The sequence below is a fragment of the Nonlabens agnitus genome, assembly GCF_002994045.1.
Classification (GTDB): domain Bacteria; phylum Bacteroidota; class Bacteroidia; order Flavobacteriales; family Flavobacteriaceae; genus Nonlabens; species Nonlabens agnitus.
The window spans coordinates 472,501-487,248 of the sequence record NZ_MQUC01000003.1 but is presented as its reverse complement, the minus strand read 5'-3'; the positions used below and the strand labels follow the sequence as shown (position 1 = coordinate 487,248).

11 protein-coding genes (1 of these 11 only partly in view) are annotated in these 14,748 nt (G+C 41.6%); 1 reads left to right on the top strand and 10 read right to left on the bottom strand.

The features are described 5' to 3' along the window. Positions 1–18: 18 nt before the first annotated feature. The 10 genes from BST86_RS02405 to fahA all read right to left on the bottom strand — a co-directional run bounded on the left by BST86_RS02405 (position 19) and on the right by fahA (position 13,941). Positions 19–1,458, bottom strand: a complete 1,440-nt coding sequence (locus BST86_RS02405) for a DUF389 domain-containing protein (RefSeq protein ID WP_105981861.1) — start codon at positions 1,456–1,458, stop codon at positions 19–21. Continuing rightward, complete coding sequence (locus BST86_RS02400; RefSeq protein ID WP_105981860.1) at positions 1,459–2,547, bottom strand: mannose-1-phosphate guanylyltransferase; 1,089 nt, start codon at positions 2,545–2,547, stop codon at positions 1,459–1,461. Continuing rightward, the gene (locus BST86_RS02395) at positions 2,532–3,131 is read right to left on the bottom strand and encodes a SprT-like domain-containing protein (protein ID WP_105981859.1); all 600 of its coding nucleotides are present in this window, start codon (positions 3,129–3,131) and stop codon (positions 2,532–2,534) included. The genes BST86_RS02400 and BST86_RS02395 overlap by 16 nt, the downstream gene beginning before the upstream one ends. 31 nt (positions 3,132–3,162) lie before the next feature. After that, the gene (gene yidC, locus BST86_RS02390) at positions 3,163–4,989 is read right to left on the bottom strand and encodes a membrane protein insertase YidC (protein ID WP_105981858.1); all 1,827 of its coding nucleotides are present in this window, start codon (positions 4,987–4,989) and stop codon (positions 3,163–3,165) included. A gap of 99 nt (positions 4,990–5,088) precedes the next feature. Continuing rightward, positions 5,089–6,708, bottom strand: coding sequence for a CTP synthase (locus BST86_RS02385; RefSeq protein WP_105981857.1), 1,620 nt, complete (start codon positions 6,706–6,708; stop codon positions 5,089–5,091). Between the two features lie 296 nt (positions 6,709–7,004). Beyond that, positions 7,005–7,406, bottom strand: a complete 402-nt coding sequence (locus BST86_RS02380; protein ID WP_105983920.1) for an OsmC family protein — start codon at positions 7,404–7,406, stop codon at positions 7,005–7,007. A gap of 7 nt (positions 7,407–7,413) precedes the next feature. Further along, complete coding sequence (locus BST86_RS02375) at positions 7,414–9,378, bottom strand: LysM peptidoglycan-binding domain-containing protein (protein ID WP_197709218.1); 1,965 nt, start codon at positions 9,376–9,378, stop codon at positions 7,414–7,416. A gap of 1 nt (position 9,379) precedes the next feature. Continuing rightward, positions 9,380–10,909 (bottom strand): glutamine-hydrolyzing GMP synthase, encoded by a 1,530-nt coding sequence (gene guaA / locus BST86_RS02370; RefSeq protein ID WP_055412266.1) that lies wholly within the window; start codon positions 10,907–10,909, stop codon positions 9,380–9,382. 76 nt (positions 10,910–10,985) lie between these two features. After that, positions 10,986–12,578 carry a bacillithiol biosynthesis cysteine-adding enzyme BshC gene (gene bshC, locus BST86_RS02365; RefSeq protein WP_105981856.1) on the bottom strand — a complete coding sequence of 531 codons (1,593 nt, stop codon included), beginning with the start codon at positions 12,576–12,578 and terminating at the stop codon, positions 10,986–10,988. 64 nt (positions 12,579–12,642) lie between these two features. Then, complete coding sequence (gene fahA, locus BST86_RS02360; RefSeq protein WP_105981855.1) at positions 12,643–13,941, bottom strand: fumarylacetoacetase; 1,299 nt, start codon at positions 13,939–13,941, stop codon at positions 12,643–12,645. A 99-nt stretch (positions 13,942–14,040) separates the two neighbouring features. Between fahA and BST86_RS02355 the strand changes: the two genes are divergently transcribed. After that, a protein-coding gene (locus tag BST86_RS02355) for a serine hydroxymethyltransferase (RefSeq protein ID WP_105981854.1) crosses the window boundary here: on the top strand, positions 14,041–14,748 show its 5' portion. 570 nt of this gene lie beyond the right edge of the window; the window shows 708 of its 1,278 coding nt (coding positions 1–708); its start codon is at positions 14,041–14,043; the stop codon falls past the right edge of the window.

The window sequence follows — 14,748 nt, the reverse complement described above, 5'->3', positions numbered from 1 at the left end:
TTTTATTCCAGTCCTCAACTAGATTCCAGACGCAGTAGCTTGCGCTGTTTGCACCATCACACTGTCAGACTTGATTCTGTATTTCAGCCAATTCTTCAGGCGGCTATTAACCGTTAAACGTTCCAGTGGCTTCATGAGCGAATCGTTATATGTAACGGTAAAAACATCAACGGTATCCATAGTGTTGTTATTAAAACTTTTGGACACGTTTGGCGCGTAAGAAATAGTTTTCAATTCGGGATACAGCAAATGCGCTTCTTCACTTATGGATTCAAACCTGCGGTTTTCACTTTTGATCGCAGCCAGTTCCATTTGTAATGCAGTGATCTGTAATCCTTGATCTTGTAATCGTTTAATATCACCTATGCGCTCTTCCTGCATGCTGGCAATATTTTCATAATTGCCGTCCAGATTAGGAGCAGACGAACCTTGATAAAACTGCGAGGTTACTTGGGACAACGCTGGATAAGACTCCAGCTTTTTCTTCCATTGTTGAATGATCAAATCTGGAACTGGCGCACCAAACAACACCACATCCAATTTTTTGGTTTTAGGATCGTATTCTGATGTAGAACGAACGCCTTCATACTGTACATATTCGTCCATGAATTCGTTGATGGCACTCTTTTCTACCTGCACTCGGTACAGTTGGTAAAACAGATAAATAGATGGTGCGAGTACGATGATTCCAACGATAGTTGCTATTGCAGATATACGCTTACGTTTCTTTTGGTTCGCATATTTGACCATCGGGAATTTCAACAGCTTACAGACTACATAAGTAGATAAGCCTATAAAGACCGTGTTGATAGAAAATAAATACATGGCACCACTAAAATATGCAAGATTACCTTCTGAAATACCGTATCCAGCCGTACACAATGGTGGCATCAAGGCTGTGGCAATAGCAACACCAGCAATGGCATTTGATATCGTTCCTTTTTTAGTTTTTGCCACGATAAGTGCCAGACCACCAAAAATGGCCACAAGCACGTCCAGCACGTTAGGCGCTGTTCTCGCTTCTAATTCTGGAGTGAATTCTGATATAGGTGTCAACGTAAAATACAATGTTGCCGCGAGTAAAGACAGACTCACCATCACACCTAAATTAATGAGCGATCGACGCAACATACGGTCATCATTGATCGCCACACCTAGTCCCATACCAACGATAGGGCCCATAAGTGGCGAGATTAACATCGCACCTATTACCACCGCAGTAGAACCTACATTTAATCCTAAGGACGCAACGAAAATGGAAAAAATCAAAATCCAAGCATTGTGACCCTGGAAAGAAATATCCTTGCGCACAGATTCGATCGTTTCATTGCGATCAGAATCCTCACGTATGTCGAGTAAGTCGTTTAAAAACTTCTTGGAATTATCCCATATTCCTAGAATGACTTTTTGGTTTTCTTCTAACTGGGAATCACCGGTGTCTTTAGAATTCTGATCCATCTATGATAAGTTACTACCGTATTTTTTTATTGCATTATTCCTAATCTCCTTGATATCTTGATCTGCAGACAACGGCATGATCATGAGTACGTCGTCTTCATCAACGATGATGTAGTTTTCTAATCCTTGAACAATTACTTTCTTACCAGGTCTGGTTTTGATCATGTTTCCCGTTGCTTCACGTGAGGTCAACGATGCATTCACGAGCGCATTAGAGTTCTCATCTTTTGCAAGTCTACTGTATAAACTACTCCAGGTTCCCACGTCATTCCAGCCAAAATCCACAGGCAACGTATAAACGTCCTTACTGCGTTCCATCACCGCATAGTCAATGGAAATGTTCTTGGCCTTTTCATAGTTTTCGGCAAGAAATTCAGTTTCTTCTGCCTCGTTGTATGCTGGCATGCCTTTTTCAAACAATTGGAATAGTTCTGGTTCCGCTTTCGCGAAAGCGGACAACACCGAATCCACAGACCATATAAATGTCCCAGAATTCCATAAATAATTCCCTGCATCTATGTAGGACTGCGCGGTCTCTAAATCTGGTTTTTCCCTAAATTGGGCGACTTTCTTGACGTCATGGTCGCCTTGTAGATACTCAATGTAGCCGAAGCCAGTGTTAGGTGAATCTGGCTCAATGCCTAATGTCATCAAAGCTTGCGGATGCTCCTCACAAAAAGAAAAAGCCGTTTTAAGATCCTTTTGAAACTGCGTATTGTTCTCGATATAGCTATCGCTGGGCGCGACAATCATGATAGCATCAGGATTCTTTTTCTGGATTTTGAGAGCAGCGAGCAGTATGCAAGGTGCTGTATTGCGCATGGCTGGCTCTGACACAATATTCTCCATGGGAATCTGAGATAATTGCTCCTGAACCAGTGGAATGTAATCTGCGTTTGTTAGAATCAATATATTACCTTCAGGAACCTGCTGCTTGAGCCGGTCAAAAGTGGTTTGTAGCAATGATTGTCCCAATCCCAGCATATCGTGAAATTGCTTGGGAAATGTCTGACGGCTTACCGGCCAAAACCTGGATCCAACGCCACCGGCCATAATCACTGCATATTTATTCTCTAGATTTTTTTCCATAATTGTACTTGTACATTTGGCTGAAAAATATAGGTTCTGCCTGTGTCGACTTCAACACACTCAAATCGCTTTCTCAGCTTTTTACCTCGACGAAATCGACGGCCCTGTGAGGTGATAAAATAAGAGCCATATTCCAACTCAAATATATAGATTTTATCAGTCGGCGCATCATAGGATTTCAAGGCAACGCTCATCGCAGCATCTGTATCGCTGCTGGCTTTGGGATTCTTGAAATGCCGGTCAAGTACCGGCAGTAAATTATTTGGAAAAACCTCTGGCCTTAGGAAAGGCAACATTAACTGCTGGAAGGTTTTTTTCCATTCCAACCCATGCGGTTTGATTTGATAGCCATATTTCTTGAACGCGACAAGATGGGCAATCTCGTGAACGAGAGTAATTAAAAAGCGATAAGCGTTGAGATTAGCATTAATGGTAATCTTGTGTGACCCATCTGGTAGTGGTCGATAATCACCGTGCCGTGTTTGTCGCTCGTTGACAATCTTTAAATGGACTTGATGTATTTCCAGCAACGCAGTAAGTGGTCTGACTGCCGGTGCTGGAAGATATTTTTCAAGTACGTTCATTCAATGTAAAGTGGCCATAAGAAAAAGAAGCTTATTTCTTTTTCTTTTGCGCTTCTTGTTGTGCTTGCGCCTGCTCCATGATTTCTGCCATTTTTGAAGCAAAGCGTCCCTTTTTCTTCTTTGGTTTTGCTTTTGCCTTTTCAATTTTAGCGAGAACACGATCTTTATCGATGATAAAGTTCTTGATCACTAACATGATACCTATGGTAATCAAGTTAGAAACAAAGTAGTACAAGGATAAACCACTCGCATAGTTATTAAAGAACACCAGCATGAACAATGGTGACAGATACATGATGAACTTCATGTTGGGCATGCCAAGTTGTGGCGATTGCATGCTTTGACCCGTGGTCATTTGCATGTAGAAGAAAATAGAGATGGACGCCAAAATCGGGAACAAACTCACGTGATCACCATAAAATGGAATTTCAAAACCATCAGGGAACTTATAGATCGTATCGTAACTAGACAAGTCGTCTGCCCACAGGAAACTCTTTTGTCTTAAATCAAAAGCCGTTGGGAAAAATTTGAATAAGGCAAAAAACACAGGCATTTGCAACAGCGCCGGCAAACAACCCGATAGCGGACTCGCTCCAGCCTCGCTTTGCACCTTCATGGTTTCCTGTTGCTTTTTCATGGCGTTGTCCTTGTACTTTTCCGCAATGCGGTTAAGTTCTGGACGTAGGACTTTCATTTTGGCTTGAGTCAAGTAACTCTTATAAAGCACTGGAGACAAAACTAGGCGCACAGATATCGTCAATAAAATAATTGCAATACCAAAGGCAATACCTAAATCAACCGTCAAGAAAGAGAAATATGGACGTATCGCATACTCATTGATCCATCCAAAAATTCCCCAACCAAGATCAACGACTTCATCAAGATTGCGGTCGTAACCATCCAAGATGTCAAAGTCTGTTGGACCGAAATACCAATCCATATTGTAAGCCAACTCGCCGCCACTATATTCCATAAGCAACTTGGATTCAAACTCTTTGGTGAACTTGTCCTGCTCTTCATTGATTTCTTCAATGTTGGTCGATTCCATCAAACCACTTACAAAAGGAGTATCTGTCAAAAGAATGGAGGAAAAGAAATGTTGCTTATAGGCTACATAAGTGATGTTTTCTGCTTCCTCATCTGCAGTGTCGCCTTGTCCTGTATAATCATCGCTACCGCCATCGTATTCAAACTTGATCTCTGTATAGCGATTCTCGTTTGTCATACTCTTGGAACGTCGGTACGCCTTCATTCTCCAGTCCAACACAGGATTTTCTGAAGTATTTACCGCACTTGCGATTCCTTGAGTCCTGATGTTGAAATCCAGCATGTAATCATCTGGTTTCATTTCAAATCGATATTCAATAGATCCTGAACCGACTGGTGCCGTTAGTGCCAGAACTTTATTGCTGCCGTTCATGGACTCTTTTGCATTAAAAACAAGATCCTTAGTATGGATCTCGCGACCATCTTTTGCCTTAAGGATTAAATCAAGAGAATGATCGTTTTCTCTAGCGAGATAAACAGGCAAGGAATCAAAGGTTTTAAACTTTTTGAGCAGTGCCGTTTCAATGATCGCACCTTTAGTATTTATTTTAAGTTCCAGCAGGTCATTTGACAGGGTCACTTCCTTACCTAGCGGCACGGCCTGACGTGTGGAATCTACTGCGGTGATTGTGCTATCATTAGCCACTGTGGCTGCTGCTGGCGCATCATCTTCAATAGTTAGAGATTGTTCTGTAGCTGTTTCATCAACAGGTTGGGTTTCCTCTTGATTGTAAAGAAAAGTCCACATGAGAATACCAAATATCAAGGTCATTCCCAGTAATGTTTTCCAGTCCGTTTTTTTCTCTTCCATATGTGATGTCCCTAAATTGGGGTTATTTGCTAGTCTTGCTAGTTTCTATATGTATGAATACGATGGTGGTTGTTACGCTTTCGCGAAAGCGAACTCTCCTCAATCCTTTTTATTCCTTTTAAAATTTGCTGCTGCCTGCACAAACGAGGTAAACAATGGGTGCGGTGACGCCACGGTACTTTTATATTCTGGATGGTACTGCACGCCCACGAACCAAGGATGATTTGCAATCTCGATCACTTCTACCAGTCCAGATTTAGGGTTGATTCCCGTGCAGGCTAGACCTCCTTTTTCCAGCTGCTCACGATAGGCATTGTTGAATTCATACCTGTGACGGTGACGTTCTGAAATGAGGTCCTTGCCGTAGATTTCTTTGATTCTGCCAGATTTAAGCTCGCAATCCCACGCGCCCAAACGCATGGTGCCGCCCATATCCAGAATATCCTTTTGATCCTCCATAAGGGAAATCACAGGATTTGAAGTTTCACGTTCCATCTCTGAGGAGTTGGCATCCTTGATTCCCAAAACATTGCGACTGTATTCAATAACCGCCATTTGCATCCCAAGACAGATCCCAAAAAACGGAATACCATTCTCACGAGCATATTTGACAGCTTCTATCTTGCCCTCGATACCACGTTCACCAAATCCTGGTGCAACCAGCAAACCGTCAAGGTGTTGCAAGTGTTGCGACACTTTACCTACTTCAAGGTGCTCACTGTGAATGGATTCTATATTCACGCTCACCTCATTTTCTGCACCGGCATGAATGAAAGCCTCGAGAATGGATTTATAGGAATCCTGAAGTTCTACGTATTTACCAATGAGCCCTATGGTAACTTCTGATTTAGGGTTTTTATGGCGTTGCAAGAATTGATTCCAGCGTTTTAGATCTGGCTGCGCTCCAGTCTTGAGCTTTAATTTTTTAATTACAACGGTATCTAGACCTTGCTCCTGCATCTTGTTAGGAACATCATAGATGGTCTCTACATCAATGGATTGGATGACCGCTTCTGGCTTCACGTTGCAGAAACGTGCTAGTTTTAACCGAATGTCTTCAGAAAGTTCGTGCTCTGTGCGACATACCAAAATGTCTGCCTGCACTCCGCTTTCCATCAAGGTCTTTACACTGTGTTGAGTTGGTTTGGTCTTAAGCTCACCAGCGGCACTTAAGTAAGGTATCAAAGTCAAATGAATGACGAGCGAATTGTGCTCGCCCAGTTCCCAACTTAATTGTCGTACACTTTCTATGTACGGTAAGGACTCGATATCACCTACGGTTCCACCTATCTCTGTGATCACCACATCGTAATCTCCAGATTTTCCTAAAATCTGGATGCGGTGCTTGATTTCATCTGTAATATGAGGTATGACTTGAACGGTTTTTCCAAGAAACTCGCCACGTCTTTCCTTATCAATAACGCTTTGGTAGATTCTACCTGTAGTGACGTTATTTGCCTGTGAGGTATTGACATTGAGAAAACGCTCGTAGTGGCCTAGGTCAAGGTCAGTTTCTGCGCCATCTTCTGTGACATAACACTCACCATGTTCATAAGGATTAAGCGTTCCAGGATCCACATTAATATAAGGATCCAGCTTCTGTATGGTCACTCGCAGTCCTCTGGCCTGCAATAGTTTTGCCAGTGAAGCGGCGATAATTCCTTTTCCTAATGAGGAAGTAACTCCACCTGTGACAAAAATGTACTTTGCATGTGCCATAAACCCTAACTGTGCTTTTTGAAAACCAGCTGCAAAAGTACTTATTTTATGAGCAAATTAGGAATACTCCACGCGCTAAAAATGGATTATTTCAACAGGTTATTGGCTGCTGATTCATGGTAATGTGATGATGTAGTGATGTGGTAAATGAAAAACATGCCGAACATCATTAGGGTAGATTCAAATAGTTTTGAAATGACCATCAAAAATGTACCAGCGCGTTTGCATCACCTTTAAACGGCCCTACTACTTATAAAATCGAATGGAAGGTTAAACCCTGAACGTTTTTGAACTATCTAATCCCAATTAAAGGTGATATTCTTTTTTATATCTGGATGCAGGCTATTGTGAACAGGATAAGTCATCGCCACTCGTTCCAAAATGAGTTGGGTACGCTTGTCACAATTACCGGTCATTTCTAGTTGGACGTCTATTTGTGAGATACGACGCGGCTCTGCCGACATGATTTTGGTTACCGCTGCAGTGCTTATTGAAATATCGACTGTCAATTCTCTAGCCTTTATTCCCATAACAGTCAACATACAACTGGCAAGCCCTGTAGCAACCGTGTCCGTAGGTGAGAATGCCTCGCCTTTACCATTGTTATCTAACGGTGCATCTGTAGCAAATGAGCTACCGCTTTTAACATGCGTTGATGTGCATCTTAAATCTCCAAGATATTCTACCGTAGATGTGATTGATGATTTATTCTCCATAACCAGAAAGTTCTACTTCTTCAATCGTTAAATCTGGCTGATATCTCAATATATAGCAGGCCTCATTGTAGAAACCTTTGGTGAAACGCTTATTATACTCAAAGCTATTTTCTACCATCACAGTTTTACCATTTCGAAGAGCACTTTCGTAAAGATCATCCGCGCTTGCTTGCCTAAGAATCACATCCATTGTAACGTCAAAACCTCTAGTTGCAAAATCGCTAGGCGTGATACCGTGCTTCTTGAAATAATGATTTGCAAAAACGTTTTCACTACTGGTGTGTCTATTCATCTTAGGATAGGTGTAATTTACTGCAGCAAGACCCATATTATTGATGTTCATATTATCGTAATCGTCCATACCTACCATTGTGATATCATGAGTTCTCGCTTTAGCAGCATAATTTGAAACCGCGTCAGTTATAAAACCTACATGGTCTACTGCTAGAATGACCACGTTTTCCATTTCTTTTGAGAGCGCGCTGGTATACTTGTAGCTTGAGATGTAATTATTCTTGTCTGGATACAGAATCTTAGCAGCTGGAAACAACGGTGCAAATTCATCCTTATACTGTGGGTTCTTATTATCTGTAACGATGATTACATTCTTACCTCGTGAAAAATTGACCAAGTAATTCTTAAGTCTATTCATCAAAAACTGCTCATCTGGTCGTGCTTGAAATAGGTTTTTGTAAAGCTGAACATCAGTATTGGTCAAAGGCGAAATCACAGGTATTTTATCTCTCTCTAATTCTTTTGCTACAGCCACTACATTTTTAGCCAGCAATGGTCCAATAACGCTGTTGTAATTTTTGAAGTTATTATCTCTAAGGATTTTAAGTGATGTGCTCTCATTGCGTCCTGTGTCAAAAACATCAAACTGCACATTGATTCCTAACGCTCTTGCGCTATCTCTAGCGATCATCATACCGCTATAAAAATCAGTGGCAATTCTCATAGTGTTGCTTTCCTTAAGCTGTTTGCCATATTCATCACTACTCAAGCCATTGATAGAAAATGGCAACATTACAGCGATGCGTTGATTCTCATAATTTCTAATACTATCTACTAATCTGGCATATTTTGCAGTACTGTTCCATAATTCTGGTGTCTCCTTTTCGTTTACCGCTCTATAAGGCAGCTTGATAGTCATGCCCTTCTTCACGCCATCTTTTAGCGCTGGATTGATAGCTATAAGAGAATCTGCGCTCAGGCCGCTCATTTTTTCCAGGCTATACATGGTCATTTTAGGCTCCACTTCATAATCGATGTAGCGCAATTTCTTGGAATCTGATGAAGTCGATGGTATGTTTTTAGGGTCCACCACATTGACGATCATACCTTCATCCAATTCTCCCAAATCTGGATTCCAGGCTTCCAATTGAGCAATCGTGATGTTGTTATTTGTAGCGACTCTATATTTACCTTCAGACTTTTTTACCTTGTACTGACCTGGTTTTACCGTTTCGGCTTTAGTGTCAGCTACTTTTACGATATCTGTTACTCCTGGGATGATATCGATGACGATAGGTTCTTTGGGCTGAGCAACTTCAGCAAATACGGGAATCTGGATACGGTCGCCCTTGCGTAAAGGGTTTGAGTACAATTCCTTATTGGCTTCCTTGATATCCAATTCTGTAACGCCATATTCCTTTGATAAAGAATACAAAGTTTCTTTACACTTAACCTTATGCGTTTCATAGCTTTCAATAGGACGATTGGTAATTGCGCTAACTGATTTAGGTATCAGGATCGTGGCACCACTTTTCAAACCCATTTTAAGATCTGGGTTGAGTTCAATGAGTTGCGCGGCGGTCACGTTATACTTATTGGTAAGCATATACATGGTATCTCCTTGCTCCACCACGTGCCTATTATAGCTTTGAAGTGTAGATGAGTTCGCTTTCGCGAAAGCGAAACAAACCAACAAAATCACTGTTATAAATCGTATCATATTATTCCCATTCAATAGTGGCCGGCGGCTTTGAGCTGATGTCGTACACTACTCTATTAACGCCTTTGACCTTATTTATTATCTCGTTGCTGGTATCCTGTAGGAATTTATAGGGAAGATCTACCCAATCTGCCGTCATACCATCTGTACTTTCTACCGCTCGCAGTGCTACACATTTTTCATAGGTGCGCTCATCGCCCATCACTCCTACAGAATTTACAGGAAGCAGAATCGCTCCTGCCTGCCATACCTTATCGTACAATTCCCATTTCTTGAGGTTTGCAATAAAGATCGCATCTGCCTCTTGCAGCAATCGTACCTTTTCTTGATCTACATCGCCCAAAATACGTATCGCCAGTCCTGGACCTGGAAATGGGTGACGACCTAATAGGTTTTGAGCCATTCCCATCTCTGCACCTACTCTTCTTACTTCATCCTTGAACAGCATGCGCAACGGCTCTACTATCTTGAGTTTCATGAAGTCTGGCAGGCCACCTACATTGTGGTGTGACTTAATCGTCGCACTAGGCCCGTTGACTGAAATACTTTCTATCACGTCTGGATAAATCGTTCCTTGTGCTAGAAATTTCACATCTTCAATCGCGTGTGCCTCATCATCAAAAACCTCAATAAACACTCGGCCTATAGCCTTGCGCTTTAACTCAGGATCCTCAACATTTTTTAAGGCTTCCATAAACCGTGCCGTGGCATCAACACCCTTTACATTGAGTCCCATGTCTTTGTATTGATCAAGGACCTGATCGTATTCATCCTTGCGCAACAAACCGTTGTTCACAAAAATGCAGTAAAGGTTCTTGCCTATAGCTTTGTGTAGCAAAATCGCGGCCACACTAGAATCAACGCCACCGCTCAATCCCAAGACGACTTTATCGTCGCCTACTTTTTCTTTTAGTTCTGCAACGGTCATATCCACAAAAGCTCCAGGTGTCCAGTCGGGTTGGACTCCTGCAATCTCAATTAAGAAATTGTGCAAAAGTTGCTTACCATCAGTACTATGATAAACCTCTGGATGGAACTGTATTCCATATGTTTCTTCACCATCTATCCTGTAGGCAGCGTTAAGAACGTCTTGCGTACTGGCAAGCGTTACCGCATTTTCAGGTAGGTTTTTGATGGTATCGCTGTGAGACATCCATACTTGTGAATTCTCTGTAATGTTGCTAAAGAGTGGTTCAGCATCCTTGATTACCGTTAGATGTGCGCGACCGTACTCTCTGGTACTGGAAGGCGCCACCTGGCCACCGTGAAAATGTGCTAAATATTGAGCGCCGTAACAAACACCCAATAATGGCAATTTCCCTTTGATCTGGCTTATGTCTGGATGTGGTGCATCTTCAGATCGCACTGAAAAAGGACTACCTGAAAGGATAACGGCCTTGAATGAAGAAAGATCTTCTGGCACTTTATGGAAAGGATGGATCTCGCAATAAATATTGAGCTCTCGCACGCGACGCGCTATAAGCTGTGTGTACTGGGATCCAAAATCAAGAATTAAAACACTGTTCTGCATGTGCAAATTTAGGTTTTTAATAGAAAAAAGGTGTTAGAGCTACAAGGTCACTTATCAAGAAAATGACCATCATTGTTCACAGTTCAATCACAGTGAATCTAGGATCTAACGGGTCTAGCGATTTCTTGAGGATATCGATCAATTCTGGACCCATGTCTTTATAGAAATATGAAAAGTTAGCCTGGCGCTCTTGCAGGCTATCGTTAGGGAAAAGCTCGTTTTTAATAACAGCCACGCGTTCTAAATGATCATTCCATTTGCGTTTTTGAGCTTTTAAAAGACGTTTTTCAAGATGCTCCAGGCCTTTGATTTGTTTACGCTCTTGAGCACCAACAGCACCTAGAAATGAAGGATCTGTGTCTTGAGCCACGGCATGGAGCTCTTTGAATTGCTTTTTGAGAAATTCTTTTTGCTGCTCAAAATCGATCTCTATTTCTGACACTTGTCGTATGATCTGTTCGTTGAGCTCGTGATCTTTTTTAAAGAGATCTGCCACATCGACATTTAAAGATTCAAGCTTTTCTAGTTGTTTAGCATTGATCAACAGTGCAGAGTTGCGCAATAGCAAAATGGGAAATGGAATATGTTGACCTTCAAAATAGTTTTTCAACTCCAGCCAGTATGCGATCTCACCACCGCCACCTATATAGCAAAGGTTAGGCAGGATAATTTCCTGATACAGCGGTCTCATAATAACATTAGGAGAAAACCGATCAGGATGCTCTTCGAGTTCGTTTAAGATTTCTTTCTCTGAAAATATTTTATCGATGCCATCCAGAAAGAATTTCTCATCCTTTTTTATAATGCGGTAACGACCGCTATCATTCAAATAGAACAAATTGATCTCTCGTGGGTTGACCTGGACTTCGAAGCCATCATTCCAATTTTTTAAGGTCTCGTTAACCGCCTCAAAAGAAGACTGATCGATGAGCTCCTTTTTGAAATAGGGAATCGCAAGGCTTTTGAGTTGTGGATCATCTGCATCAATGATGACTAATCCATCTTGCTTGAACAGCTCGTGGGCTAAGTTCCTGGTCGCAATGGCGAGGTTATCTGCTGTGTATGATTGTGAAAATAGATTAGAAAGCTCCTCAGAAAATCGTGAAGCGCCTAAAAGAATTTGCAGCTGCTCATTAATATTCTCAAGACCATCCGTATCCAGACGTCCTACAGCGCCAGCACTTTCTCGCTCATAGACCAACTTACGATTTCCAAAATTGAAGAATTTAATCTCATCAAAATCATGATCCTCTGTAGCCATCCAATAGACGGGAACGAAGTTATACTCAGGATATTCGGTCTTGAGCGCTTTGCATAGATTTATGGTGGATATGATTTTGTACAAAAAATAAAGCGGCCCAGTAAATAGATTGAGCTGGTGACCAGTCACTACCGTAAAGGTCTTATCATCCTTTAAAAGCTGAATGTTTTGCAGCGCGGCATCGGCGTCATACACATTTCGGTATTGCTTGCCCAACGCTTCTACCAACACTTGACGCGTTTCTTGCAAATCATGTTGCTGAGATTTTTCAGCAATTTGATCGCCAAAATTCTCCAGCCTTGGATACCTATGGTACAGTCCCTTTATCTGGTTCGAATCCTCTAAATATGCTTTGATAATTTTGGAAAAATATCGCAGTTCTTGGTAAGGAATATTGGATGAAATCATAGGTATAGTGGATGGTAGAAGGATTGATGGATATCGCTTTCGCGAAAGCGAACTAAAATTACAACTATTTGCTGCCTTTAACGGTTGCCGTGTACGAAGGAATTAATTTATTGGACACTTCACCAAAACCTATCCTAACGGAATTATTGTTGCAATAGCCTCGCATTGTAATCGTGTCTTTGTCGTTTACAAAACTACGCTGGGTACCATCGTTCAAACGTATGGGTTGTTCTCCATTCCAGCTTAGCTCCAACAGCGAACCGTAACTATCTGGCACTGGACCAGAAATCGTGCCGCTACCCATAAGATCACCACTGTTGATACGGCAGCCGTTAATGGTATGATGCGCCAATTGCTGGGACATGCTCCAGTAAAGGTGTTTGAAATTGGACTTAGTAAGCGTAGTAGGCGTTCCATTTTCTGGAGTAAGATCCACTTCTAGATGGATGTCAAAACTACTCTTGGGTTTGTGATTCAAATATTTAAGGGGCGTTTTTTCCTGCTCAGGACCAGCGCATCTAAATGGTTCCAATGCATCCATGGTGACAATCCAGGGACTGATCGATGTTGCAAAGTTTTTACCCAGGAAAGGCCCTAGTGGTGCATATTCCCATTTTTGTATGTCGCGAGCGCTCCAGTCGTTTAATAAAACCATCCCGAAGATATAATCTTCGGCCTGTTTGATGTCAATAGGTTCACCCAACTTGTTGGCATCAGTAGTGATAAAGGCTGTCTCGAGTTCAAAATCAACCTTTTTTGACGGGCCAAAAACCGGCTCATTAGTGTCTTTATTGAGCATTTGACCTTTTGGTCTATGAATGTTAATGCCTGATGGAATGATTGAACTGGACCTACCGTGATACGCTATAGGCATATGGATCCAATTGGGCATTAAAGCGTTTTCCTTGTCTCTAAACATAGATCCTACATTTATAGCATGTTCCTTACTGCTGTAAAAATCTGTGTAGTCTCCTATAAGTACTGGTAGCTGCATCTCGACCTCGTCCATGTGAAAAATGACCCGATCTCTATTTTCCTTGTGGTCTCTCAATTCATCATTGTCCTTATCAAAAATATCACCGATGCGATTGCGCACTAGCCTCCAAGTTTTTTTACCATCAGATATGAAATCGTTTAAGGTATCCTGCATGAACATATCATCAGTAAGAGGTACGTCTGCAAAGTATCCCAACTCTTGAAGAGCACCTAGATCTATAGCGTGATCGCCTATGCGAGTACCTATGGTAATGACATTCTCACGAGTAAGAAACACACCAAAAGGTATGTTTTGAATAGGGAAGTGAGAGTCTTTGCTGTATCCTATCCATGATCTGCGATTGGGGTTGTTGGTCTGGGCTGGCATATATGGTTGTTAAACTGTTTAAAAGTAATAATCAAAACTATAATTGAGAGCCCCTAACATAGAGGTTGTGACCTATTTTTGTATATAATTTTTTCACAAATGACAGCAATGGATAACGAGATATTTGATCTGATTGATTTAGAAGCTAAAAGACAGGTTTCAGGACTAGAACTGATTGCCAGCGAGAACTATGTTAGCGATAATGTGCTTAAAGCGGCAGGCTCTATACTGACCAACAAATATGCAGAAGGATATCCTCATAAAAGATATTATGGCGGCTGCGAGATTGTGGACAAAATTGAAATTATAGCGATTGAACGAGCGAAGCTTTTATTTAATGCAGAATACGTCAATGTGCAACCCCATTCTGGAAGCCAAGCCAACACAGCAGTTTTTCATGCTTGCTTAAACCCTGGAGATAAAATTCTAGGATTTGACCTTTCACACGGCGGTCACCTAACCCATGGATCTCCAGTGAATTTTTCAGGGAAATTATACACCACATCATTTTATGGAGTTGATCGCGAAACAGGTCTTTTGGATTATGATGAGATAGCAAAAATTGCTGAAAAAGAGCAACCTAAATTAATTATTGCCGGAGCGTCAGCGTATAGCAGGGAGATTGATTATAAAAGGTTCAGGGAGATTGCAGATAATGTTGGGGCAGTTCTATTATCAGATATCGCTCATCCAGCTGGATTAATTGCCAAAGGTCTACTTCAAGATGCGGTAGAGCATTCGCATATATGCACAAGTACCACCCATAAAACTTTAAGAGGACCGCGAGGTGGCATCATAATCATGGGC

Bases quoted from the DNA above. Each gene is read 5' to 3' on its own strand.
- BST86_RS02405 (WP_105981861.1), bottom strand. From the start codon at position 1,458: ATGGATCAGAATTCTAAAGACACCGGTGATTCCCAGTTAGAAGAAAAC.
- BST86_RS02400 (WP_105981860.1), bottom strand. From the start codon at position 2,547: ATGGAAAAAAATCTAGAGAATAAATATGCAGTGATTATGGCCGGTGGC.
- BST86_RS02395 (WP_105981859.1), bottom strand. From the start codon at position 3,131: ATGAACGTACTTGAAAAATATCTTCCAGCACCGGCAGTCAGACCACTT.
- yidC (WP_105981858.1), bottom strand. From the start codon at position 4,989: ATGGAAGAGAAAAAAACGGACTGGAAAACATTACTGGGAATGACCTTG.
- BST86_RS02385 (WP_105981857.1), bottom strand. From the start codon at position 6,708: ATGGCACATGCAAAGTACATTTTTGTCACAGGTGGAGTTACTTCCTCA.
- BST86_RS02375 (WP_197709218.1), bottom strand. From the start codon at position 9,378: ATGATACGATTTATAACAGTGATTTTGTTGGTTTGTTTCGCTTTCGCG.
- guaA (WP_055412266.1), bottom strand. From the start codon at position 10,909: ATGCAGAACAGTGTTTTAATTCTTGATTTTGGATCCCAGTACACACAG.
- bshC (WP_105981856.1), bottom strand. From the start codon at position 12,578: ATGATTTCATCCAATATTCCTTACCAAGAACTGCGATATTTTTCCAAA.
- fahA (WP_105981855.1), bottom strand. From the start codon at position 13,941: ATGCCAGCCCAGACCAACAACCCCAATCGCAGATCATGGATAGGATAC.